The sequence below is a fragment of the Agrobacterium sp. InxBP2 genome, from assembly GCF_026191755.1.
Lineage (GTDB): Bacteria > Pseudomonadota > Alphaproteobacteria > Rhizobiales > Rhizobiaceae > Agrobacterium > Agrobacterium pusense.
This window is the reverse complement of record NZ_JAINDY010000036.1, coordinates 184,636-206,232: the sequence shown is the minus strand read 5'-3', so window position 1 is coordinate 206,232 and position 21,597 is coordinate 184,636. Positions and strand designations below refer to the sequence as shown.

Annotated in this window: 23 protein-coding genes; 13 read left to right on the top strand and 10 right to left on the bottom strand. The window is 59.5% G+C overall.

The annotated features are described in order from the left end of the window. The first annotated feature begins 114 nt into the window (after window positions 1-114). Both K7A42_RS25210 and K7A42_RS25205 read left to right on the top strand, forming a co-directional pair. Complete coding sequence (locus K7A42_RS25210; protein WP_244405801.1) at window positions 115-1,659, top strand: sigma-54-dependent transcriptional regulator; 1,545 nt, start codon at window positions 115-117, stop codon at window positions 1,657-1,659. Between the two features lie 176 nt (window positions 1,660-1,835). Beyond that, entirely contained in the window at window positions 1,836-3,740 is a 1,905-nt protein-coding gene (locus tag K7A42_RS25205; protein WP_282456094.1) for a DUF882 domain-containing protein, read from the top strand. A gap of 82 nt (window positions 3,741-3,822) precedes the next feature. Here the strand turns inward: K7A42_RS25205 and pyk are convergent, their stop codons facing one another. Then, window positions 3,823-5,262: a pyruvate kinase gene (gene pyk, locus K7A42_RS25200; RefSeq protein ID WP_004445813.1), complete on the bottom strand. Its 1,440-nt coding sequence runs from the start codon at window positions 5,260-5,262 to the stop codon at window positions 3,823-3,825. Continuing rightward, window positions 5,262-5,648, bottom strand: coding sequence for a DUF1036 domain-containing protein (locus K7A42_RS25195; RefSeq protein WP_318252556.1), 387 nt, complete (start codon window positions 5,646-5,648; stop codon window positions 5,262-5,264). The genes pyk and K7A42_RS25195 overlap by 1 nt, the downstream gene beginning before the upstream one ends. Window positions 5,649-5,940: 292 nt before the next feature. On the opposite strand from K7A42_RS25195, the gene K7A42_RS25190 reads away from it, so the two are divergent. The 3 genes from K7A42_RS25190 (at window position 5,941) to K7A42_RS25180 (ending at window position 7,455) form a co-directional block, all read left to right on the top strand. After that, on the top strand, window positions 5,941-6,729 hold the full coding sequence (locus K7A42_RS25190; RefSeq protein ID WP_282456093.1) for an N-formylglutamate amidohydrolase: 789 nt from the start codon (window positions 5,941-5,943) through the stop codon (window positions 6,727-6,729). 15 nt (window positions 6,730-6,744) lie between these two features. Then, window positions 6,745-7,050, top strand: a complete 306-nt coding sequence (locus K7A42_RS25185; protein WP_006697181.1) for a DUF1244 domain-containing protein — start codon at window positions 6,745-6,747, stop codon at window positions 7,048-7,050. A 147-nt stretch (window positions 7,051-7,197) separates the two neighbouring features. Beyond that, window positions 7,198-7,455, top strand: a complete 258-nt coding sequence (locus K7A42_RS25180) for a DUF2312 domain-containing protein (protein ID WP_006314683.1) — start codon at window positions 7,198-7,200, stop codon at window positions 7,453-7,455. 68 nt (window positions 7,456-7,523) lie between these two features. On the opposite strand, the gene K7A42_RS25175 is transcribed toward K7A42_RS25180, so the two are convergent. From K7A42_RS25175 to K7A42_RS25155, 5 genes are all read right to left on the bottom strand, one after another. Continuing rightward, on the bottom strand, window positions 7,524-8,144 hold the full coding sequence (locus K7A42_RS25175; protein WP_153775924.1) for a tetratricopeptide repeat protein: 621 nt from the start codon (window positions 8,142-8,144) through the stop codon (window positions 7,524-7,526). Between the two features lie 100 nt (window positions 8,145-8,244). Then, window positions 8,245-8,370, bottom strand: coding sequence for a type B 50S ribosomal protein L36 (ykgO, locus tag K7A42_RS25170; protein ID WP_003497670.1), 126 nt, complete (start codon window positions 8,368-8,370; stop codon window positions 8,245-8,247). A gap of 146 nt (window positions 8,371-8,516) precedes the next feature. After that, window positions 8,517-9,593, bottom strand: coding sequence for a 5-(carboxyamino)imidazole ribonucleotide synthase (locus tag K7A42_RS25165; RefSeq protein ID WP_034497308.1), 1,077 nt, complete (start codon window positions 9,591-9,593; stop codon window positions 8,517-8,519). Between the two features lie 11 nt (window positions 9,594-9,604). Continuing rightward, window positions 9,605-10,072 carry a 5-(carboxyamino)imidazole ribonucleotide mutase gene (gene purE, locus K7A42_RS25160; protein ID WP_034497641.1) on the bottom strand — a complete coding sequence of 156 codons (468 nt, stop codon included), beginning with the start codon at window positions 10,070-10,072 and terminating at the stop codon, window positions 9,605-9,607. 48 nt (window positions 10,073-10,120) lie between these two features. After that, window positions 10,121-10,324, bottom strand: coding sequence for a YdcH family protein (locus K7A42_RS25155; RefSeq protein WP_003497661.1), 204 nt, complete (start codon window positions 10,322-10,324; stop codon window positions 10,121-10,123). A 234-nt stretch (window positions 10,325-10,558) separates the two neighbouring features. Here K7A42_RS25155 and K7A42_RS25150 point away from each other — a divergent pair, with 234 nt between their 5' ends. Next, entirely contained in the window at window positions 10,559-10,735 is a 177-nt protein-coding gene (locus tag K7A42_RS25150) for a YdcH family protein (RefSeq protein WP_003506164.1), read from the top strand. Between the two features lie 103 nt (window positions 10,736-10,838). On the opposite strand, the gene K7A42_RS25145 is transcribed toward K7A42_RS25150, so the two are convergent. Next, window positions 10,839-11,603, bottom strand: coding sequence for a sulfite exporter TauE/SafE family protein (locus K7A42_RS25145; RefSeq protein ID WP_006697178.1), 765 nt, complete (start codon window positions 11,601-11,603; stop codon window positions 10,839-10,841). A 104-nt stretch (window positions 11,604-11,707) separates the two neighbouring features. Here K7A42_RS25145 and K7A42_RS25140 point away from each other — a divergent pair, with 104 nt between their 5' ends. The 6 genes from K7A42_RS25140 (at window position 11,708) to K7A42_RS25115 (ending at window position 18,424) form a co-directional block, all read left to right on the top strand. Next, window positions 11,708-12,361, top strand: coding sequence for a thiamine phosphate synthase (locus K7A42_RS25140; RefSeq protein WP_282456092.1), 654 nt, complete (start codon window positions 11,708-11,710; stop codon window positions 12,359-12,361). 8 nt (window positions 12,362-12,369) lie between these two features. Next, window positions 12,370-13,470 carry a tetratricopeptide repeat protein gene (locus tag K7A42_RS25135; RefSeq protein WP_044459136.1) on the top strand — a complete coding sequence of 367 codons (1,101 nt, stop codon included), beginning with the start codon at window positions 12,370-12,372 and terminating at the stop codon, window positions 13,468-13,470. A gap of 164 nt (window positions 13,471-13,634) precedes the next feature. Further along, window positions 13,635-14,435 (top strand): inositol monophosphatase family protein, encoded by an 801-nt coding sequence (locus tag K7A42_RS25130; RefSeq protein ID WP_004445792.1) that lies wholly within the window; start codon window positions 13,635-13,637, stop codon window positions 14,433-14,435. A gap of 202 nt (window positions 14,436-14,637) precedes the next feature. Further along, complete coding sequence (locus K7A42_RS25125; RefSeq protein WP_004445790.1) at window positions 14,638-15,654, top strand: hypothetical protein; 1,017 nt, start codon at window positions 14,638-14,640, stop codon at window positions 15,652-15,654. Window positions 15,655-15,656: 2 nt separating this feature from the next. Next, window positions 15,657-16,688: a peptidoglycan -binding protein gene (locus K7A42_RS25120; RefSeq protein WP_004445789.1), complete on the top strand. Its 1,032-nt coding sequence runs from the start codon at window positions 15,657-15,659 to the stop codon at window positions 16,686-16,688. Between the two features lie 89 nt (window positions 16,689-16,777). Continuing rightward, window positions 16,778-18,424 carry an FAD-binding dehydrogenase gene (locus K7A42_RS25115; protein WP_282456091.1) on the top strand — a complete coding sequence of 549 codons (1,647 nt, stop codon included), beginning with the start codon at window positions 16,778-16,780 and terminating at the stop codon, window positions 18,422-18,424. 1 nt (window position 18,425) lies between these two features. Here K7A42_RS25115 and K7A42_RS25110 read toward each other — a convergent pair whose 3' ends face one another. Continuing rightward, a complete protein-coding gene (locus tag K7A42_RS25110) occupies window positions 18,426-20,225 on the bottom strand; it encodes an ABC transporter transmembrane domain-containing protein (RefSeq protein ID WP_282456090.1) in 1,800 nt (599 codons plus the stop codon). A 260-nt stretch (window positions 20,226-20,485) separates the two neighbouring features. Here K7A42_RS25110 and rpmE point away from each other — a divergent pair, with 260 nt between their 5' ends. Further along, window positions 20,486-20,707 (top strand): 50S ribosomal protein L31, encoded by a 222-nt coding sequence (rpmE, locus tag K7A42_RS25105; protein ID WP_003497640.1) that lies wholly within the window; start codon window positions 20,486-20,488, stop codon window positions 20,705-20,707. Window positions 20,708-20,859: 152 nt separating this feature from the next. On the opposite strand, the gene K7A42_RS25100 is transcribed toward rpmE, so the two are convergent. After that, the gene (locus tag K7A42_RS25100; RefSeq protein ID WP_003506184.1) at window positions 20,860-21,375 is read right to left on the bottom strand and encodes a DUF1465 family protein; all 516 of its coding nucleotides are present in this window, start codon (window positions 21,373-21,375) and stop codon (window positions 20,860-20,862) included. Window positions 21,376-21,597 lie beyond the last annotated feature (222 nt).

Below are 21,597 nucleotides of genomic sequence, written 5' to 3'. Positions count from 1 at the left end.
GCAATGGATAAAATGCAAGCAATTCTCAAAACTGGATGTTCAAGTCTCCCGTGCCAGAGTGCGGCACAAGGGACCGCATGACGCAGGTCCATAAACCGGAAACCGGAGCTAAAAATGACCGCGCATGTTCTTGTGATAGACGACGATCCCGTCCAGCGCCGCCTGCTCAAAAATGCGGTGGAACGTTATGGGCACCTGGCCCTGCTTGCCGAGAACGGCAAGGCCGGCCTGGAGCTCCTCAAGCAATATAGCGGTGAAATAAATGTCGTCGTCCTCGATCTCATGATGCCGGAGATGGATGGTCTCGGTTTTCTGAAAGCCGTTGGTGAACTGGGCGTCGACGTTCCGGTCATCGTCCAGACGGGGCAGGGCGGCATAGACACGGTGGTGCAGGCAATGCGCGCCGGCGCCTTCGATTTCGTCGTCAAGCCGGTCTCACCGGAAAGGATCGGCGCCGCCATCTCCAATGCGCTCAAGCTCGACAGAAGAGAGGCAAAGGCCCGCACGGGCAGGCGCGGACGGAGCAATGCAGTGAATTTTACCGATATCGTTTCCGCAAGCCCCGCAATGCTGAGGGTGATCGAACTGGCGCAGCGCGCCGCCCAGTCCAGCATTCCCGTGGTGCTTGAGGGTGAGTCGGGCGTGGGCAAGGAAATGGTCGCCCGGGCCATCCAGTCCGCCGGCGACCGGGCGAACAAGCCCTTTATTACAGTCAATTGCGGCGCTATTCCCCATAATCTCGTGGAAAGCATTCTCTTCGGTCACGAGAAGGGCGCCTTCACCGGCGCGACGGAAAAGCACGTCGGCAAATTCATGGAAGCGGATGGTGGCACGCTGTTCCTGGACGAGATCGGCGATCTGCCGCTGGACGTGCAGGTCAAGCTGCTGCGCGCCGTCCAGCAGGGCGAAATAGAAACCGTCGGTTCCGCTCGGGTGCAGAAAGTAAATGTGCGGCTGATCTCGGCCACCAACAAGAATCTCATCGAGGAGGTCAAGGAAGGCCGCTTCCGCGAGGATCTTTATTATCGCCTCAACGTCTTTCCGATTACCATTCCCGCCTTGCGTCGCCGGAAGGAAGATATCCCCCACCTCGCACGGGTGTTTGCCGAACGTTTTTCCGCGGAGCAGAAGCTGCCCAATCCCGTGGGCCTGGATGCCAGCGCGCTGGCGCTGCTGACCGCTTATGACTGGCCCGGCAATATTCGCCAGCTTGAAAATGCCGTCTTCCGCGCCGTCGTGCTGTCGCAGGGCGGGGAACTGTCGGATGCCGATTTTCCGCAGATCGCGCTGCAACTGCCGGAATTCTCGACAGGCGATTACGCAGAGGATGCCATCCGCTCGCCATCCGGATCGTCACTGAAGCTCGCAGCCTATTCGCCACCGGCACCAGCCGTCGAAAACCATGTCGTCACGGATGAACCGGCGGATGTTTCCACCACCATTTACAGGGGAGGAAGCCTGATCTCCAGCACGGATGAGACAGGCAACATCCGCAAGCTGGCGGAGATCGAAGAGGAGCTTATTCGTTTCGCCCTGCGTTTTTATCGCGGGCAGATGAGTCAGGTCGCCAGAAAGCTCGGCATCGGCCGCTCGACACTTTATCGCAAGCTGAAGGATTACGGCATCGATCCCGATGATCCGCTTCGAGACGTCGCATGATCGCGCAAGGCACTTATTCGAGGGCAGATCGCAAAATTCGTTAACTTCTGAGCAAGGATATCCGCTTACCGTCTATAAACCTCTTGTTAGTGGCTGATTCACTATATAGAGGAAGGTTGTATGTGTGTGGCAATTTTGCCATCGTGTCACCGTATTTGACGTTCATTTGAGGCAATGTGACAGAAATTGTCTTCCAGGCGGGGATCGAATTGCCATATCTGCATCGGAATAACGCGCTTTCAGGCAAGATGGCGCGCGGCTTGATCAAGGATATATGCACGAAGCTGTCGGCACGCGCTGTCACCTTTGCCTGCCTGATGCTCGCCGCAATGCCTTTCGTTGGTGTTTCGGCGACGGAAGCCGCCGCCGAAACGCGCAGTCTCAAGCTGTATTATATCCACACACGCGAGAAGGCGGTCATCACCTTCAAGCGCAATGGAAAATATGACCAGAAGGGTCTGCAGGAGCTGAACCGATTCCTGCGCGACTGGCGTCGCAACCAGCCGACACGCATGGACCCGCGCCTTTTCGATCTCGTCTGGGAAGTCTATCGCCGCAGCGGTGCCACTGATTATATCAACGTCGTGTCGGCTTTCCGCTCGCCTGAAACCAATGGTCTTCTGCGCACGCGCACCAAGGGTGTCGCAGAAAAGAGCCAGCACATGCTGGGCAAGGCCATGGACTTTTATATCCCCGGCGTGAAACTTTCCCGTCTTCGCGAGATCGGCATGCAGATGCAGATCGGCGGCGTCGGTTTCTATCCGACATCGGGATCTCCTTTCGTGCATATGGATGTCGGCGGCGTTCGTGCCTGGCCGCGCATGAGCCGCCAGGAACTCGTCCGCATCTTCCCGAATGGCAATACGCTGCATCTTCCTTCCGATGGTAAGCCGCTTCCCGGTTATGAGCAGGCGCTTGCCGATTACAAGAAGCGCGTCAGTTCCTCTTCCATTCAGGTTGCTTCCAGTGCCGGTGCCGGTCCGGCCTCTTCGGGCGGCGGCAAGCGCAAGACCCTGTTGCAGGCCCTGTTTGGCGGCGGTGACGAGGATGAAGATCCCGATAGCATCGCAGCGCCCGAGCCCGCCGAACGTCCGGCGGTTGCTCGCCCGGCAGCTCCGCAGCAGGCGGCTCCTGAGCCCGAACCGACAATCGCCGTTGCTTCGGCCCAGGCACTTCCGGGTGTGACCGATGCCCCGTTGCCCACGGCCCGTCCCGCATTCGGCAACCAGCCGCCTGCCAATACCGGCCTTGCGACCGCGCTTTATTCGCCGGCGCGTAACGCAGCCCAGGATGCGCTGCAGGCAGCGACCACACCGACGCCCACATCCGCGCCTGCCGAGCGTCAGCAATTTGCCGATCTCGCCGAGGTTTCAGTTCCGGTGCCGACGCTTCTCGGGCCGCGTGGCATGAAGGGGGATGCCGAGGGTTCTGTTCTCACCGCTTCCGCTGAAGGCGCAACGCCCGCAGCAACGGGCGAACTGGCCTCTGTTCCGGTCCCCGCCAACCGTCCGGCTGTTGCGGAAGCCCTGCTGGCGGCCGCGAATGCCGATCCGGAGGGTGAAGACGACCTCGCCGAGACGCAGCAGGACACCCTTTCACCAACGGTGGTCGCAGCTCTGGAACAGAGCGGTCAGGCTGCCCGGTCGCAGGTTCAGTCAGCCGTCACGCCGACAGCCGCTCCTTTCCCGGCCGCCGTCAATCACAAGGTCACGGTCGCACCTGCTGAAACGGCCAAGGCAGAACCACAGTCCGGCTTCGGTGACGCTTTCGATCTGAAACCTGCCATCAATAGTGGTCTCACTGCCGGCCTGCCGACCAAGGGTGCACGCCCGAGCAAGCAGGATGCTGCGGTTTCCCACCAGGCCATGGTCGGCGGCGGGCGTCTGACACAGGACCTGATTTCGGATTGGGCCCTCAATCAGAACAAGGGCACGACCGGGCGCTCGGTCAAGGCGCCGCGGGTTGTCGCCAACCGCATGCTGAGCCACGATATGTCGGCTTCCGCGACGTCGGCAAGCTTCAAGCCGGGCGCGGTCGCCATCGAATCGAGCCGCTTCAGCACGCCGGTCAAGATGCACTGAGCCTTCATTGCCAATGCGGCCCGAGAGGCCAATAAAAAACCCGCCGGTGACGGCGGGTTTTTTTGTTCCTGATATCTGTCCGTCAGACGCCGCTCTGGCCGTCCGAGCCGATATAGGCAATACGCACCATGTTGGTCGCGCCGGGTGTGCCGAGCGGAACGCCGGCGGAGATGATGATACGGTCACCCGGCTTGCCGAAGCCTTCGGAAACGACGATGCGACAAGCGCGGTTCACCATGTCGTCCAGATCGCTGGCGTCGCCGGTGACGACGCAGTGCAGACCCCAGACAACCGACAGTCGGCGTGCGGTCTGGATGATCGGCGAGAGGGCGATGATCGGAACCTGCGGCCGCTCACGCGACGCGCGCAGACCTGTCGTGCCCGACGATGTGTAGGTGACGATCGCCGCAAGCTTCAGCGTTTCGGCAATCTGGCGGGCGGCCAGCGAAATCGCGTCGGCGCCTGTCGGTTCCGGCTGGGCGCGCTGCGCGTAGATGATGTTGGAATAATGCGGATCCTGTTCCACGGTGCTTGCGATGGAGGCCATGGTGGAAACGGCTTCGACCGGATAATCGCCAGAGGCAGACTCGGCAGAGAGCATGATCGCGTCAGCGCCTTCGAAGACGGCGGTGGCGACGTCGGACACTTCAGCGCGGGTCGGTACAGGCGCTGTTATCATCGATTCGAGCATCTGCGTGGCAACCACGACCGGCTTGCCTGCGCGGCGGCAGGCGCGGGTCAGCTGCTTCTGAATGCCGGGAACTGCTTCCAGTGGCATTTCGACGCCAAGGTCGCCACGGGCAACCATCAGGGCGTCAGAAAGCTCGATGATTTCTTCGATGCGCTCGACCGCCTGCGGCTTTTCAATCTTGGACATAAGGCCGACGCGGCCGCGTGCGATCTTGCGCACTTCAGCCAGGTCCTCAGGACGCTGGACGAAGGAAAGCGCGACCCAGTCTACCTCGTTGGTTTCCAGCACGGCATCGAGGTCGACGCGGTCCTTGTCGGTGAGAACGCCGACGCCGAGCAGAGTGTCGGGCAGGCTGATACCCTTGCGGTCGGAAATGCGCGTGCCGGAAATGACCGTGGTGACGATGCTCTTGCCGTCGCTCTTTTCAGCGCGCAGATGCAGCTTGCCGTCATCGATCAGCAGGCGATGGCCCGGTTTGACCGCCTCGAGAATTTCGGGGTGCGGCAGGAAAACGCGGGTGTTGTCGCCAGGTGCGTCGTTGTTATCAAGGGTGAAGGTCTGGCCAGGTACGAGCTCGACCTTGCCTTCCGCAAATTTTCCGACGCGCAGCTTGGGACCCTGCAGGTCGGCCAGAATGCCGATGGGGCGGCCGTTGCGGCTCTCGACCGAACGGATGCGCTGAATGAGCGTCCGCATCAGGTCGTGGCTCGCATGGCTCATGTTGATCCGGAAAAGATCCGCGCCGGCGAGATGCAGCTTTTCGATCATGGCCTCATCGGAGGAGGCAGGGCCGAGAGTTGCAAGAATTTTGACTTTGCGGTTACGCTTCATCAGTTTTGATTTCCCTGTGTGCCTGGCGTATCGGAAAGCTGGACCATCCAGCTGCCCTGTCTGCCCGTGTCATATTCCTTGAAACCCATTCTCTGGAAGCTGCGGGCATAACAATCATCCACACCGGTGATCTTGAACTCGTTTTCCGCCACGCACATGTTGACGTCACCGGTCCAGCGGCCGCCATGAGCGGCATCCTCGGCATAGAGATAATAATAACGTGACTGCAGTTCACCTTCGATCAGCGTCGCGCAGGTCGAGGCGGGGACCTGCCACCAGCCTTCGCTGACCCAGCCCTCCTGTGCCCGATAGCCAATTGCGACCCCCACGAGATTCTGCGTGCTGTTGCAGACGCGAAAATCCGCATACGCGGGCGCCGCGATCATGAAAGGGGTCAGAAACAATGCCGCTATGGAAAAAAGACGGGCGAGGTGCCTGATGTGGCGGGGACGAGCGAGAGATGACTGAGTCACGGCTTCCATCCGGATTCCATGGTTATAATGAACACACTTCTTGGCGTGGCCGCCCAAGAAAGTCAACGCGAGTTTAATCGATTATATTGTTCGTGGGATCGTGAGTGCGATAAGGTAGATGGCTGTTCTTCCGCCGTAACTTGCGCCCGGCCTCAAGCCATGCCATCAAGTTTCTCTCCTCAATGCTGCCCCAGAAAAATCATCGATGAACGACTTCATACCCTATGAAATCATAGAAGGCGATTATGACAAAGGCATGGTCCTGCTGGCAGACCACGCCATGAACCTTCTGCCGGCACACTACGGCAATCTTGGTCTTCCGCAAACCGCTTTTCATCGCCACATCGCATTTGATATCGGTATAGAGGGGCTAACGCGCTCGCTGGCTGTGCGCCTTGGCGTGCCGGCGGTGCTCGGGCGTTTCTCGCGGCTGCTGATCGATCCGAATCGTGGTGAGGATGATCCAACTCTCATCATGAAAATCTCGGACGGAGCGATCATCTCCGGAAACCATCCGATTTCCGACGAGGAATGGCAAAGGCGGATCGAGACTTTTCACCGGCCTTATCACAATGCCGTGGACAGCGTGCTGACCCGTGTGGCCGAGGCCTCGGAAGAAGCGCCGCTCGTCCTGTCACTGCATTCCTATACACCGTTCTGGAAGGAAACGCCGAGGCCATGGCATGCGGCGGTTCTGTGGGATACGGATCATCGCGCCGTCGATCCGCTGCTGGCGCATCTGCGCGCTACCGGCGACATTCTCGTCGGCGACAACGAACCCTATGACGGAGCACTCAAGGGCGATACCATGTATCGTCATTGTATGGCGAAGGGTATACCGCACGCACTTCTGGAGGTCAGGCAGGATCTGATCGGGAACGAGGAGGGGATCGCCGAATGGTCAGACCGGCTCGCTCCCATTTTTGCCGCAATGAATGACGATCCGGTTCTGCATGAATATCAGCTGTTCGCTTCCCGCACCGGCCCCTATTGAGCCTGGAGTTTCGCCATGACAAATGAGAACGACAACGGGCAGATCGAGTTTGAGGCGGCCGCATTCCGGCGTCTCGTCAAACATCTTCGTGAACGCCACGATGTGCAGAACATCGACCTGATGAATCTCGCGGGCTTCTGCCGCAACTGCCTTTCCAACTGGTACCGTGAAGCGGCCGAGGAAGCGGGTGTTCCGCTCAGCAAGGAAAAATCCCGGGAAATCGTCTACGGCATGCCCTATGAGGACTGGAAAGAGAAATACCAGGGCGAAGCGAGTGGCGACCAGAAAGCCGCTTTCGAGCAGAACCGGCCCAAGGAATAAGTCTTCACCGACGGAATCGACTTGACGGGACGCCTTTCAGTGGGCAGTTCACAGGCCTGAATTTTGCTGCCTGCTGGCAGCGACCGGCGAACGCCTTGCCAGTTTGAATGAACAAGGCCCACATGCGGGCCGCCAATGAAGGATGATATGATGGACGAAACCAGCACCACCGAAACCGTCGCCGCCGCCGAACTGCGTCAGTTCATCGAGCGCGTCGAGCGCCTCGAAGAAGAAAAGGCTGCTATTCAGGGTGATATCAAGGATGTCATGGGCGAAGCGAAGGGGCGTGGGTACGATACCAAGGCAATCCGCACCATCATCCGCCTGCGCAAGAAGGATGCCAACGAGCGCATAGAGGAAGAAACGATTCTTCAGACTTATATGGCCGCGCTCGGCATGGAATGATCGGCTGAAAATGCCTCAATGAAAAATCGCCGCTTCTGCGGCGATTTTTGTTTAAACTGCCCTCGACATCAGCCGCGCGTGCCAGCCAGCTTTTCTGAAAGGTCGATGGCTTCCTTGAGGGCATCCTTGTCCGCAGGATAAAGCGCCAGATAACGCTCCCAGGCTTTTAGCGCCAGCTCGTCGCGGCCGGAGGCTTCGAGGATGTTGGCCAGGCTTGCGAGGGCCGGGAAATAGCGCGGCTCTTTTTCCAGCGTCAGGTTGATATCCGCCATTGCCTTGCGGGTGTCGCCATCGGCGAAATGGACCATGGCGCGGCGATAGGGCGCCTGCACATAGTCGGGATCGAGCAAAACAACCTGGTCGAGAAAATCGTAAGCGGCGGCGTTGCGCTTTTCGTCGGCAGCTTCGCCTGCCCATTGCATCAGGAGATTGATCGTTGCGCTGCCGGAATCATTCCATTCGGAGGCGATCTGGTTGGCGATGCTGCGCGCCTTGACCGCATTCCGTTCCTTTTTCAGCGAAGCGAAAAGCGTGTCGATTGTCTTGGCGGGTGATGGCGCTGATTCGACAGCAACAGCTGGCTTTCCGTCTGCCGCTTGAGCAACAGCAGCCGTTCCCGCAAACGCGAGGCTTGAGACCATGAAGCCCTGAGCAATAATGAGAGCGGTGCAAAAACGATTTGGGCGCATGGGTTAAAGCTTAACCCGACTGCGCCCAATATCAAATGCAAACTTCTGGTCTGTCAACAAAGTGATCCGCGATCTGATCGCGAACCGCAGTCGCAGTCAATCAGCCCTGACGAGCCTTGAAGCGCGGGTTCTGCTTGTTGATGATGTAGACGCGGCCCTTGCGGCGAACCAGGCGGTTATCGCGATGACGGGCCTTAAGCGCTTTAAGCGAATTCTTGATCTTCATTTTACTGGTCCGCAGTTTTGCACGGTTTGTGCCGTGCTATTCAAACAATCAAAAGCGCGCAACGGGGCGCGCTCTTTTCGGTTGGCAGGCAGATACCTGTTTGAGCCCTGCCTGTCAACACTTGCCCGCGTCTTTGCCTTAAAAGACTAGGCTTTTCCTGTGTGCAGAAGCTGCGTCACGTGGCCCATCTTGCGGCCCGGCCGTGCTTCCGTCTTGCCGTAGAGGTGGACGAGACAGTCTTTTTTCGACAGCCATGCCGGTACGTCGTTGATGTCATCGCCGATCAGATTGGTCATGATGCAGTCGGAATGGCGATCAGTGTTGCCGGGGTTAAGGCCCGATACGGCTCGGATATGCTGTTCGAATTGCGAGATCACACAGGCCGCCTCCGTCCAGTGGCCAGTATTGTGCACGCGGGGCGCCATTTCATTGGCGACCAGCGATCCATCCGGCAGGACGAAAAACTCAATGCCGATAACGCCGACGTAATCGAGAGCGGCCAGCAGCTTTTCCGCCGATTTCACGGCAATATCCCTTGCGGCATCCGAAAGTGCGGCCGGCACGGTGGATGTGTGCAGGATGCCGTTCAGATGAACGTTCTCGGCCGGATCGTAACAGGTCACGGTCCCGTCCCGGAAACGGGCGGCGATGATCGAAATTTCGCGTTCGAAGGCGATGAAGCTTTCAAGAATCAGGGGCACGCCGCCAAGCGCTGCAAACGCGCCCGCGAGGTCTTCGCCACCCCGGAAGAGGCGCTGGCCCTTGCCGTCATAACCCATGCGACGGGTTTTCAGCACACCTTTGCCGCCAAAGGCGGCCAGCGCGGCTTCCAGTTCTTCCTGGCTATCCACGGCGCGGAAATCGGCGGTTGGAATGCCGCAATCGTTGAGGAAGCGTTTTTCCGTCAAGCGATCCTGTGAGGCGCTGAGCGCCTGTGCCGGCGGATAAACGGGAACCGAGGCGCTGAGTTTTTCTGCCGCGGCAACGGGCACGTTCTCGAATTCGTAGGTCACGACATCACAGCGGCTTGCGAGTTGCGCAAGTGCGTTTTCGTCATCATATGCTGCCACGATCTGGTCGTTGCAGGCCTGTGCCGCCGGACAATCCGCCTGCGGCTCCAGCACGATGGTACGGTGGTTGAGACGCGCCGCGGCCATCGCCAGCATGCGGCCGAGTTGCCCGCCACCGATGATGCCGATGGTGAGGTTGGTTGTCTTTGCCATGTCGTGTGTCGTCACTGGGCGCTGTCCATGGGGTATTCCGCGACAGCCGCCGACTGGCGCGCACGCCAGGCGTCCAGACGATCGGCAAGGTCTTCATCGCCAAGCGCCAGCACCGCGGCCGCGAGAAGGGCCGCATTGATCGCGCCGGCCTTGCCGATAGCGAGCGTGCCGACAGGGATGCCGGCGGGCATCTGCACGATGGAATAGAGGCTGTCCTGGCCGGACATGGTCTTCGATTGGACCGGAACGCCGAAGACCGGAAGCGGCGTCATGGCAGCTGTCATGCCCGGCAGATGGGCAGCGCCGCCGGCGCCCGCAATAATGACCTTGAAGCCTTCGTCTTTCGCGCCGTTGGCGAAATCGTAAAGCCGGTCAGGGGTGCGATGGGCGGAAATGATGCGGGCTTCGTACTCGATGTCGAGCGCATCCAGCGTGTCGGCGGCGTTCTTCATGGTCTCCCAGTCGGACTGGCTGCCCATGATGATGGCGACGGGGGGCGTTTCTGCTGTCACGTAATGTCTCCGGGCTCAGGCGATGATATCGGGAATGACCTGATCTTCCAGCTGGGTCATCTTGTCCTTGACGGCCAGCTTCTTCTTTTTCATGCGTTGTATCCGCAGCGCGTCGCAGCTGGTCTGGATCATCGCATTGATCGCCGCGTCATAATCCTCATGCTCCTGGCGCAGCCGCGCCAGCGTGAGCCTGATGTCCGCCTGGTCCTGATCGGGCATCTTGTCATCCCCATTTTATGCCAGCCGGATAGCCTCCGGCGCGTATGTGATCGTTCACGAGCCTCTATCATCAAATCGCGGTAACGGGAAGTTATCCCTTGCGACCAAATTGCCCACTTATTGCCTTCATTTCGCCTTCGACAAGCCGATCGATCCGTGTCACATTGTCGTCGCAAACCTGAAACTCCAGCGATGGAGAGCTGGAGGTAGGTTCAAAAAGGAAGGACGTGCCGCATGACCATTCAGGCTCATATTGCATCGCTCGAAAAGAAACACGGTGCTCTGGAGGAGGAGCTCGAAAGTATTCTTGCTTCCCCGTCGTCTGACGATAGAGAGATCGCGGACCTTAAACGTCGTAAACTGCGCCTGAAGGATGAACTCCAGAGGCTCAAAGCCTCCACAAGACATTGATTTATGGCAGATCGCTGGCCCTCGATGAATGAGGGGTCGGCGGTCTGACCCTTTCGAGCTCTGGCGGCGAAAACCTGCTGCCAGAGCTTTTTTTATTGCCGTATTAGAACGGCAGTCCGTCCCACAGCAGTTTCAGTGCCGCAATCAACGCCATGGCATACATCAGCGGGTAAAACACGGATGGTTTAAGGTATTTCACCACTCTTGCACCGGCCAGCGTCGCCAGCATCGCGACGGGCAGCAGACTTGCCGATGTCTTGAGGTTGGTGGCGTCGAGCGCGCCAAGTGCGAAATAGGGTATGAGCTTGATCGCATTCATGATGGCGAAGAAGCGCACGCTCATGCCGGTATAGGTCTTCGGGTCGAGTTTCAGCGGCAGAACGTAGATCTGGAAGGGCGGTCCACCCGCATGGGCCACGAAACTCGCATAACCGGACAGGCTGGACCAGAGCGTGGCGGCGGCCGGCCTTTGCGGTTCTGCCGGAATTTCCTGACCATTGCGGCTTTTGAAACTCTCATAAAAGTAACGCAACACGAACAGGATCGTGACCGAGGCGACGACGAGACGCATGGCATCTGCGGAGATCATGCTCGAAGTTGCCCAGCCGAGCGCAATGCCGGCGATTGCCCCCGGCAGCATGACAAGGAGCGTCTGGCGATGGTTGTAGTGCCGCCAGGCGAAGAGCGCAACAATATCCATGACGATCAGGATCGGCAGGAATATCGCCGCCGCCTGCACGGGCGATACGGCAAGCGCCATCAGTGGCACGCCCATCAGCGCCAGCGCGCCGCCCAGTCCCCCTTTGGAAAGGCCGACGAGAACCACTGCGGGAATGGCGACGAGATAAAAATGAAAATCGGTCAGCATGGATGTATGGTTGATCCTTTCGCCGGTCCGGTTTATCGGATTTGTCATATGAAAACGAGTGCAGATCGCGCCGGAAGCGTCGTCTGCCTGAAATGGACGAAACGATGAGCATTGTTGAAGACCGTTGCCGCCTTGTCCTGATCGTCCCGCAATCGGACGATGCGCAAAAGCAGGCGGCAGATGTGGAAGCCGCGCTGCGGGGAGGCGATGTCGCTTCGGTCATCATTCCGCAATACGGTCTGGATGAAGCCGCTTTTCAGAAACGCGCCGAACTGATCGTACCCCTCGTCCAGGCGTCGGGTGCCGCAGCGCTCATTGCCGGTGACAGCCGTGTCGCCGGCCGGGTGAAGGCGGACGGGCTGCATGTGGTCGGTAACGCCGAGGCGCTTTCGGAGGCTGTGGAAAAATTCACCCCGAAACTGATCGTCGGCGGCGGAAATGCCGATGACCGCCACAAGGCGCTGGAGCAGGGCGAGGCCAATCCGGATTACGTGTTTTTCGGGAAGCTCGAAGGCGACATCAAGCCCGAGGCGCATCCCAAGAACCTGGCGCTTGGTGAGTGGTGGGCGTCGATGATCGAAATCCCCGCCATCGTCATGGGCGGCACGGACCTCTCGTCCGTGGTTGCCGTGGCGGAGACGGGCGTGGAGTTCGTGGCTATGCGCAGCGGTGTTTTCGATAATGTCGGTGGCGCCGCCCAGGCCGTTTCTGAAATCAACGCTTTGCTTGACGAAAAAGCGCCACGGTTTGACGGTTGATACAGGCGATGATCATGCGCTCGCTTCATTTCTGCCTCTCAGTTTCGCTGCTGGCGTTTGCTTTCGGCGCGTCGGCGGGTGTCGCTCTTGCTCAATCCGGGCCGCAGAGTGAAAACAACGCGCTTTCCCGACAGCTGGAAAATGAGGCTCAGCCGACCCGTCAGGGCAGGGTGCAATCCGAAGAGCAGAAGGACTTGCAGCCTTCAGCCGGCGTGAACGTCTATCAGCGCATGGGTGCGGATCTGCCGGCACTGCCGCCTGAGAAGGAATTCAAGGGCCGGGTGGATGAGGCCTATGGCCATTTCCAGCGCGGCGAATATGTGCAGGCGCTTGATAAGGCGCTGAACCGCGCGCAGAACGGTGACGCACCCGCCCAGACGCTGGTGGCGGAAATGATGTCGCGCGGACTTGGCATTGCACGTGACGAGAAAACAGCCGCGTTCTGGTATCAGCAGGCCGCACAGGGCGGCGATCCCGTCGCCATGTTCAAATTTGCCCTTATCCTGATGGAAGGAAAGTTCGTTACGCGCGACAAGGCGAAGGCCGATGATTTCATGCGTCGTGCAGCGGAAGCCGGCAACGCCTCTGCCCAGTTCAACTGGGGCCAGATATTGGTTTCGGAAAATCCGGGCGCCAAGGGTCTGCTGATGGCTTTGCCCTTCTATGAAAAATCCGCCGAACAGGGCATTGCCGATGCGCAATATGCGGTATCGCAAATTTACTGGTCCGTGAAGGATGTGCCTGCCGAGAAAAAGGCAAAGGCGCGCGACTGGTTGATGCGCGCTGCAAAGGCCGGCTATGACACTGCACAGGTCGATCTCGGTATCTGGCTGGTCAACGGATTTGGTGGCGAGCGTAATCTCGACGAAGGCTTCCGCTGGCTCTATGGCGCAGCACAGCGCGGTAATGTCGTGGCGCAGAACAAGGTTGCGCATCTCTATATTCAGGCACTCGGTACCCGGCCTGATCCGGTTGAGGCAGCCAAATGGTACGTGCTTTCCCGCCGCGCCGGATTGAAGGATCCGTCTCTCGAGGACTTCTATCTCGGCATCAATGACGAGCAGCAGAAGAAGGCGATCGAGGCCGCAAATCGTTTCCGTCCGACCTGATGGAAGGGTTGCGTTCCCTGGCCGCGGTTGACCCATGGGCTTTTTACCTTGAATTTCCGCGCGTTTTGTGGTCTTGAACCGCAAACTTTCAATTCAAGAAAATAATGACGTGCCTGCCCGGTGAGCTTCCGGGCGGTTCGCAAGCTTTCCAGGAAAAAACATCGATGGCCCGTTCAGCCCTTCTCAATGTCATGGTTCAGGCCGCCATCAAGGCGGGTAAGTCTTTGTCGCGTGACTTCGGTGAAGTGCAGAACCTGCAGGTCTCGGTCAAGGGACCGAGCGACTTCGTTTCGCAGGCGGATCTGAAGGCCGAGAAGATTGTGCGCGAGGAGCTGATGAAGGCGCGCCCGACCTATGATTTCCTGGGTGAAGAAGGCGGCGAGGAAAAGGGAACCGATGGTGCACATCGCTGGATCGTCGATCCGCTCGATGGCACAACCAACTTCCTGCACGGCATTCCGCATTTTGCGGTTTCCATCGCACTGGAGCGTAACGGCGAAGTCGTCGCCGGTGTGATCTTCAATCCTGCTACCGACGAACTCTACACCGCCGAGCGTGGCGGCGGCGCGTTCCTCAACGATCGCCGCATCCGCGTTGCCGCGCGCAAGGCGCTGACGGATTGCGTCATCGGCTGCGGCGTGCCGCATCTCGGCCGCGGCAACCACGGCAAGTTCCTGGTCGAGCTTCGTCACGTCATGGGGGAGGCTGCAGGCATCCGTCGCATGGGTGCGGCGTCGCTCGATCTCGCCTACGTTGCCGCTGGCCGTCTCGACGGTTACTGGGAAGCCGATCTTTCGCCGTGGGACATGGCGGCCGGCCTCGTGCTGATTCGGGAAGCCGGTGGTTTCGCCTCCGACATCAAGGGCGGCACGGATATCTTCGGCAGCAGTTCCGTTGCTGCAGGCAACGAATATATCCACAAGGCGCTCGTTGAGGTGGCCAACCGTCCTATTCCGGGCCGCTGATTGGTTTTCAGCAGAAAACCTGCCGTTTTCTGCAAGTTTTCGATGCCCGGCGAATGTTCGCCGGGCGTTTTTGTTTTCCCTCGCCCGGCTCCATGCCTTCTTTCGTGAAAAGCCTGTGACGAAAGACCGGCTTTTCGCTTCAAATCGTCGCAATTTTCAAATAGCTTCCGCTGGATAGCTGACCAAAGGGAATGCGAACGTTATGGCGGATTCGGAGCTGCTCGATCTTGGCGTCGAGAAACCGGTGACCACACGGGAATACAGCCACAAGCTGTCCAGCCCCACACCGTTTCTCTGGACGATGGTTCTGTTTCTGATCCTCGTCGGTTTTCTGGCAGCGATTCTCTATCGGCAGGCGCACACCGCCTTCATGACCAATCCGGGGCTCAACGGCTTCATTCTCGGTGTGCTCGCCATCGGCATCATTCTGGTGTTTACGCAGACGATGAGCCTGCGTTCGGAAGTCCGCTGGTTCAACGCCTTTCGTGCCGCCGGCAGCGTCGAAAAGGTCGGTCGCGCGCCCAAATTGCTTGCGCCGATGAGCACGCTGATCGGCAAGCGTGGTGAAGTCCGCCTTTCTGCCGTTACGCAACGCACGATCCTCGATTCCATCGCAACGCGCCTCGACGAGACGCGTGATACTTCGCGTTATCTCGTCGGCTTGCTGGTATTTCTCGGCCTGCTCGGCACCTTCTGGGGCCTTATCGGCACCATTGGCGCCATCAGCAACGTCATCCAGTCTCTCGACCCAAGCGCCGGTGACAGCAATGATATTCTCGGTTCGCTTAAGGCCGGTCTCACCGCGCCGCTGGCGGGTATGGGAACGGCCTTTTCCTCGTCACTGCTTGGTCTCTCCGGTTCGCTGATTCTCGGTTTTCTCGATCTTCAGGCCGGCCGCGCCCAGAACCGTTTCTACACCCAGCTCGAAAACTGGCTTTCCTCGGTGACGGATACGACGGACGCCCCAAGGGAGTCCCGGGGCGACGCAGGGGCCGTGGTGAGCACCGAGCGTTCGCTCGCGGCCATGACCAGTCTTGCCGAAGGCATTCAGGGTCTGGTCAAGAACATGCGCAGCGAACAGCAGATGTTGCGCGACTGGATCGAGGCGCAACAGGAGGAATCCAAATCGCTCCGCCGCACGCTCGACCGGCTTTCGGCGCGGATTGACAGCGATACGAAGTCTTCCGGACGCACCCGGCACGATAACGGGAGCGAATAGCCATGGCGCTTGCGCGCAACCGCCGCCGCGACAGGGGTGTGGATTATTGGCCGGGCTTCGTCGATGCGCTGTCGACGCTGCTGATGGCCATCATGTTTTTGCTGACGGTCTTCGTGCTCGCGCAATTCGTGCTGTCGCGTGAGATTACCGGCAAGGACGAGGTGCTGACGCGTCTGAACAGCCAGATTGCCGAATTGACCGAACTTCTGGCCATGGAAAAGGGCAACAAGCAGGATGTAGAGGACGCCTTGGCGAGCCTGCAATCCACTCTTGCCGCGTCTGAGAATGAACGGTCGCGGCTGCAGGCACTGCTCGACGCCGGCTCGGGCAACAATGCCAGCGCCAACGCCCGTATCGGCAGTCTCACCGGTGAACTGGACGAGCAACGGCAGGCCAATTCCCGCGCCTCCGCGCAGATCGAGTTGCTCAACCAGCAGATTGCGGCGCTGAGGGCGCAGATTGCCTCGGTCGAAGCCGCGCTGCAGGCTTCGGAAGCCAAGGATGCCTCTTCTCAGGTCAAGATCGCCGATCTCGGCCGCCGCCTCAATGTCGCGCTGGCGCAGCGGGTGCAGGAACTGAACCGCTATCGGTCCGACTTCTTCGGGCGGTTGCGCGAAATTCTGTCCGATCGTGAAAACATCCGCATCGTCGGCGACCGATTTGTCTTCCAATCCGAAGTGCTCTTTCCTTCCGGCGGCAATGAACTCAATCCGGAAGGGCAAGCGGAAATGGCGAAGCTCGCAACCGCGCTGCTTGATCTCGCAAAGGAAATCCCGGCGGAGATCAACTGGGTCCTGCGCGTCGATGGCCATACGGATAATGTCCAGCTGTCCGGCTCCGGCCGCTACCGCGACAATTGGGAACTCTCCTCGGCCCGTGCCACTTCGGTTGTGAAGTTCCTGATCTCCAAGGGCGTGCCGGCAAACCGTCTTGTCGCCGCCGGCTTTGGAGAATATCAGCCGATTGCAGAAGGTGACTCACCGGAGGCACGGCAGCAGAACCGCCGTATCGAGCTCAAGCTGACCGAGCGCTGAAATCGCGGACCGCATCTGGGCGGTTGCCTTCCGACGAAAGTAAACTTACGTTCGCGTAAAAGTAATTCCGTCATATCTGGGAGGGGCTGATGGAACGCTATGATGTGATCGTTGTCGGGGCGGGGCTTGCCGGGCTGGTTGCGGCAACGGAGGCTGCCGAGCGAGGTCTCAGCGTCTGCGTGGTTGATCAGGAGGGCGAGCGGAACCTGGGCGGACAGGCCTTCTGGTCGCTTGGCGGCCTGTTTTTCATCGATAGCCCAGAACAACGTCGGATGCGCGTGCGAGACAGTCTCGACCTTGCGAGGCAGGACTGGTTCGGTTCGGCCGGTTTTGATCGCCCGGAAGATCACTGGCCGCGTCGCTGGGCAGAGGCCTATCTCGATTTTGCTGCCGGTGAGAAGCGGGAATGGCTGCACCGCATGGGTATGCGCTGGTTTCCCGTGGTAGGCTGGGCCGAGCGTGGCGGCGGTTTGGCCGATGGCCATGGCAATTCTGTTCCACGCTTCCATGTCACCTGGGGCACAGGCCCCGGGGTGCTTGCTCCCTTCGTTAAAAAGGCAAAGCTTATCGCGGCAGATGGGCGACTATCCTTCCGCTTCCGCCACCGGGTTGATCGGCTGGATATCGCCGATGGCCGGGTGACCGGCGTTTCCGGCGCGGTTCTTGCAAGCGATCCGGTGCAACGCGGAGAGGAGAGCAGCCGGGAAGAGCAGGGCGAATTCAGTCTTTCCGCTGCTGCGGTCATTGTCAGTTCCGGCGGCATCGGCGGAAATCAGGAGCTGGTACGGCGTAACTGGCCCGTGGAACGACTGGGCCAGCCGCCGCAAAACATGGTTTGCGGTGTGCCTGCGCATGTGGACGGCCGCATGATCGCCATCACCGAGGCGGCGGGTGGCGGGGTCATCAACCGTGACCGCATGTGGCATTACACCGAGGGTGTCAAAAACCACGACCCGATCTGGCCAGGTCACGGCATCCGCATTCTGCCCGGTCCTTCGTCCTTCTGGTGCGATGCGAATGGTGACCGGCTTCATGCGCCGGCCATGCCTGGCTTTGATACGCTTGGCACACTGAAGATGCTGGGTGAACGTGGCAGCGGTTACAGCTGGTTCATTCTGACCAAAGCGATCATCAAGAAGGAGTTTGCGCTTTCAGGTTCGGAGCAGAATCCTGATTTGACGGGCAAGAATATGCGCCTGTTGCTGAAAAGGTTGGGAAAGGAGCCGCCTGGACCCGTGCGGGCTTTCATGGAACGGGGCGAGGATTTCGCCGTTCGTGATACGCTGGAAGAATTGGTGCCTGCGATGAACGCCATCGCCGGAAATGATCGTCTGGACACCAACCACATCCGCCGGCAGATCGAAGCGCGCGACCGTGAGATTGAAAACGGCTTTAGCAAGGATACGCAGGTAACGGCGATCCACGGTGCGCGCCGTTACCTCGGTGACCGGCTGATGCGAACGGCGAAACCGCATCGCCTGCTCGATCCTGCCATGGGGCCTTTGATTGCCGTGCGTCTGCATGTGCTGACGCGCAAGACCCTGGGTGGCCTGCACACCGACCTTGAGGCGAGGGTGCTGGACGCCGGCGGTGAGCCGGTGCCGGGGCTTTATGCCGCTGGCGAGGTGGCTGGTTTCGGCGGTGGCGGCATGCATGGATATAACGCGCTTGAAGGCACTTTCCTCGGAGGATGCCTGTTTTCCGGGCGCGTTGCGGGGCGCAGCGTGCTGACGTAACTCAGGCCTGTGCACGCAGTTCTTCGGGCCCGGTCTGGAATTGCAGACGGGCGAGCCGGGCATAGAGACCGTTCTGGCGAATGAGACTCTGATGCGTGCCTTCCTCGATGATGCGGCCTTCATCCATCACCAGAATGCGGTCGGCTTTGAGAACGGTGGCAAGGCGGTGGGCGATGACAATGGTGGTGCGGCTGCTCATGAGCTCATCGAGAGCCTTCTGTACCAGTGTCTCGCTTTCCGCGTCGAGCGCCGACGTGGCCTCGTCCAAAAGCAGGATAGGTGCGTTACGCAGGATGGCGCGGGCAATGGCGATGCGCTGGCGCTGCCCGCCGGAAAGCGTCACGCCGCGCTCTCCCACCTGGGTGTCATATCCGTCGGTAAGGCGTTCGATGAAGCTGTCGGCCTGCGCGGCGATGGCGGCGGCGCGCACTTCTTCCCGCGTCGCGTCAGGCCGTCCAAAGGCGATATTGTCATGGATGGAGGAGGCGAATATCGCCACATCCTGCGGGACGATGGACAGGCGCGCCCGCAGATCGGCGAGCTTGACGTCGCGGATATCAGCGCCGTCAATGGTGATACGGCCCTGCTGCGGATCGTAAAAGCGCATCAGCAGCGAAAAGACCGTGCTCTTGCCCGCACCGGAGGGGCCGACGATGGCGACGGTTTCGCCGGCGCTGACTTTGAAGGAGAGGCCGGAGACGATCGACCGTCCTGCCGCGAGCGGGTAGACAAAATCGACATTCTCAAATGCGGCTTCGCCACGCGGTGGCTGGGGCAGAGTGACGGGCGCGACGGGATCGAGAACCGGCGAGCGCTCGTCCAGCAGTTCGGACAGCCGTTCCGCCGCGCCGCCGGCCTGCGCCAGTTCTCCCCAGACTTCCGAGAGCTGGCCAAGGCCGCTGGCCGCGATGACCGAATAAAGCACGAACTGACCGAGCGTTCCCGCGGTCATGCTGCCGGACAGGACGCTTTGCGCCCCATACCAGAGAATGCCGACAACGCTGCCGAAGACGAGCGTGATGGCGACGGCGGTGAGGATGGAGCGTGCGCCGATGGCGGCGCGTGCGCCCTGATAGGCCGCTTCCACCGAAGCGCCATAACGGGCATTCGCCAGCGTCTCGGCATTGAAGGACTGTACGGTGCGGCTCGCCGCGATCGTCTCGGAAGCATAAGCGGCGGAGTTGGCCAATGTGTCTTGTGTCGTACGGGAGCGGGCGCGAACCGAGCGCCCGAAGGCAATCAGGGGAAAAACGATAAAGGGAATGGCCAGCAGCGCGAGTCCGGAAAGACCGGGGCTGGTATAGATCATCATCGCCACGGCGCCGCAGCACATGATGATGTTGCGCAACGCCACCGACGCAGATGAGCCGAATGCGGAGCGGATCTGCACCGTGTCAGCCGTCAGTCGCGAGGTGAGCTCGCCTGAGCGGTTGGCATCGAAGAATTGCTGTGACAGCGTGGTGAGGTGGGCGAACACATCGCGGCGCAGATCGGCGACGACCCTCTCGCCGATCGTCATGACATAATAATAACGCATGGCGCTGGCGAGTGCGAGAACAACCGCAATGGCCAAAAGCATGGCGAAGTAGCTGTTGATCATACCGCCATCAGGCGTTTGGAAACCGTGATCGATGATGCGGCGAACGGCGAGCGGCAAGGCGAGAGTCGTGGCGGAAGACAGAACAAGTGCAAAAAGAGCCGCAGCCATCAAGCCACGATAACGCCTGAGATAAGGAAACAGGCCAAGGAGCGGTTTCAGGCTTCTCTGTTTCACCGCTTTATGCTGTTCGATGTCTGCCACGTCCTCTATGCTCCTCGTTCTTCGCCATTTTTCGGCCTTTTGCGGGCGAATTTCCGGTCTGCGGTAAAATTCCTGCCCGGCAGCCATCTCCTTTCACAAGGGGATAGCAGGCTCTTGTTATCTCGGCGACCTTCATGTATAGGCTCCGCATCGAATTGGGAAGCCATAGCCCATCTGGACTATGGCTTCATTTATTGAATTGGCTCAGTTGACGCAATTGCGGCAAATGGACCGCACGTCACTTAACCAGGAAGATTGTCATGAAGGCTGATATCCATCCCGATTATCACACGATCAAGGTGGTCATGACCGATGGCACCGAATACGAAACCCGCTCTACCTGGGGTTCGGAAGGCGCCGTCATGAACCTTGAAATCGACCCTAAGTCCCATCCGGCATGGACGGGCGGCAACCAGCAGCTTATGGACCGCGGTGGTCGCGTTTCCAAGTTCAACAAGCGTTTCGGCGGCCTCGGCCTCTGATTCCCTTGCGGACGGATTGTTAAAAAAGCCCGGTTTTACCGGGCTTTTTTGTTGCGCTGTTTTGGCGATGGCATCTACCCGGCATGACCGCTGAAACAAAAAAGCAGGCCGGTGAGCCTGCTTTCAAATTGTCCACTCAATGTGGTGTTTTCTCAGTTGATCGAGAAAGCCGTGCGCAGAAGGTTGAGCTGCGCCTGAACGCTGTTCTCATTGTCCGGCACCTTCGCGGCTTCGGAGGGGCGATAGATTTCGCGGTCGAGCAGGGCGATGCGGTTCTGGAGACGCAGCGAGCGCTCGATAAGATCGCGGAAGGACTCCGGCAGGTCGTTCCAGCCGGGCGCGTTGCGGTCGACGTTGAAGCTGTCGAGGCGAACCTTATTCTTCTCGCTCAAAACCTGATCGCGGGTCATTTCACCGTTGTTGACGGCGCGCTGGAGCAGCAGCCAGGAGGCCATCTGCATCAGGCGAGTCGTGAGGCGCATCGATTCCGCGGCATAAAGCACTGAGGCCATGCGCGGCAGAACTTTTGAGGCAGCGCGGCCGGCGCCGTCGAGATAGCTCGCGGTTTCCTCCACCAGGGTCATGCCTTCGGTATAGAGGGTCTTGAACTGGTTGGAAGCAGCCGCGCGCCCCGCAAAGCTTATGGTATTTAAAACCTGTTCCGACATTTCTTTAAATCCCTGCTCACGCACCACACTGTCAGGCAACGACGATCCGGATATTTTGTTCCGGCCTTTAGTGTTTTCAGGATGGTATCTTTACCTGAAATGCGCAAGGCAATTATTAAAGAAGGGTTAATACCCACAGTTTTACCGAAGCCAGCGGCGGCAAAAAAAGAGCCGCGAAAGCGGCTCTCAAGGTAAAACAGGGAGAAAAATCAGACCAATTCG

Coding starts and splice junctions, on each gene's coding strand:
- K7A42_RS25210 (WP_244405801.1), top strand. CDS start 115: ATGACCGCGCATGTTCTTGTGATAGACGACGATCCCGTCCAGCGCCGC.
- K7A42_RS25190 (WP_282456093.1), top strand. CDS start 5,941: ATGAACGACTTCATACCCTATGAAATCATAGAAGGCGATTATGACAAA.
- pyk (WP_004445813.1), bottom strand. CDS start 5,262: ATGAAGCGTAACCGCAAAGTCAAAATTCTTGCAACTCTCGGCCCTGCC.
- K7A42_RS25115 (WP_282456091.1), top strand. CDS start 16,778: ATGGAACGCTATGATGTGATCGTTGTCGGGGCGGGGCTTGCCGGGCTG.
- K7A42_RS25140 (WP_282456092.1), top strand. CDS start 11,708: ATGAGCATTGTTGAAGACCGTTGCCGCCTTGTCCTGATCGTCCCGCAA.
- K7A42_RS25195 (WP_318252556.1), bottom strand. CDS start 5,648: ATGATCGCGGCGCCCGCGTATGCGGATTTTCGCGTCTGCAACAGCACG.
- rpmE (WP_003497640.1), top strand. CDS start 20,486: ATGAAGGCTGATATCCATCCCGATTATCACACGATCAAGGTGGTCATG.
- K7A42_RS25175 (WP_153775924.1), bottom strand. CDS start 8,144: ATGCGCCCAAATCGTTTTTGCACCGCTCTCATTATTGCTCAGGGCTTC.
- K7A42_RS25155 (WP_003497661.1), bottom strand. CDS start 10,324: ATGCCCGATCAGGACCAGGCGGACATCAGGCTCACGCTGGCGCGGCTG.
- K7A42_RS25120 (WP_004445789.1), top strand. CDS start 15,657: ATGGCGCTTGCGCGCAACCGCCGCCGCGACAGGGGTGTGGATTATTGG.
- K7A42_RS25145 (WP_006697178.1), bottom strand. CDS start 11,603: ATGCTGACCGATTTTCATTTTTATCTCGTCGCCATTCCCGCAGTGGTT.
- purE (WP_034497641.1), bottom strand. CDS start 10,072: ATGGGCAGCCAGTCCGACTGGGAGACCATGAAGAACGCCGCCGACACG.
- K7A42_RS25130 (WP_004445792.1), top strand. CDS start 13,635: ATGGCCCGTTCAGCCCTTCTCAATGTCATGGTTCAGGCCGCCATCAAG.
- ykgO (WP_003497670.1), bottom strand. CDS start 8,370: ATGAAGATCAAGAATTCGCTTAAAGCGCTTAAGGCCCGTCATCGCGAT.
- K7A42_RS25180 (WP_006314683.1), top strand. CDS start 7,198: ATGATGGACGAAACCAGCACCACCGAAACCGTCGCCGCCGCCGAACTG.
- K7A42_RS25150 (WP_003506164.1), top strand. CDS start 10,559: ATGACCATTCAGGCTCATATTGCATCGCTCGAAAAGAAACACGGTGCT.
- K7A42_RS25165 (WP_034497308.1), bottom strand. CDS start 9,593: ATGGCAAAGACAACCAACCTCACCATCGGCATCATCGGTGGCGGGCAA.
- K7A42_RS25185 (WP_006697181.1), top strand. CDS start 6,745: ATGACAAATGAGAACGACAACGGGCAGATCGAGTTTGAGGCGGCCGCA.
- K7A42_RS25100 (WP_003506184.1), bottom strand. CDS start 21,375: ATGTCGGAACAGGTTTTAAATACCATAAGCTTTGCGGGGCGCGCGGCT.
- K7A42_RS25125 (WP_004445790.1), top strand. CDS start 14,638: ATGGCGGATTCGGAGCTGCTCGATCTTGGCGTCGAGAAACCGGTGACC.
- K7A42_RS25135 (WP_044459136.1), top strand. CDS start 12,370: ATGATCATGCGCTCGCTTCATTTCTGCCTCTCAGTTTCGCTGCTGGCG.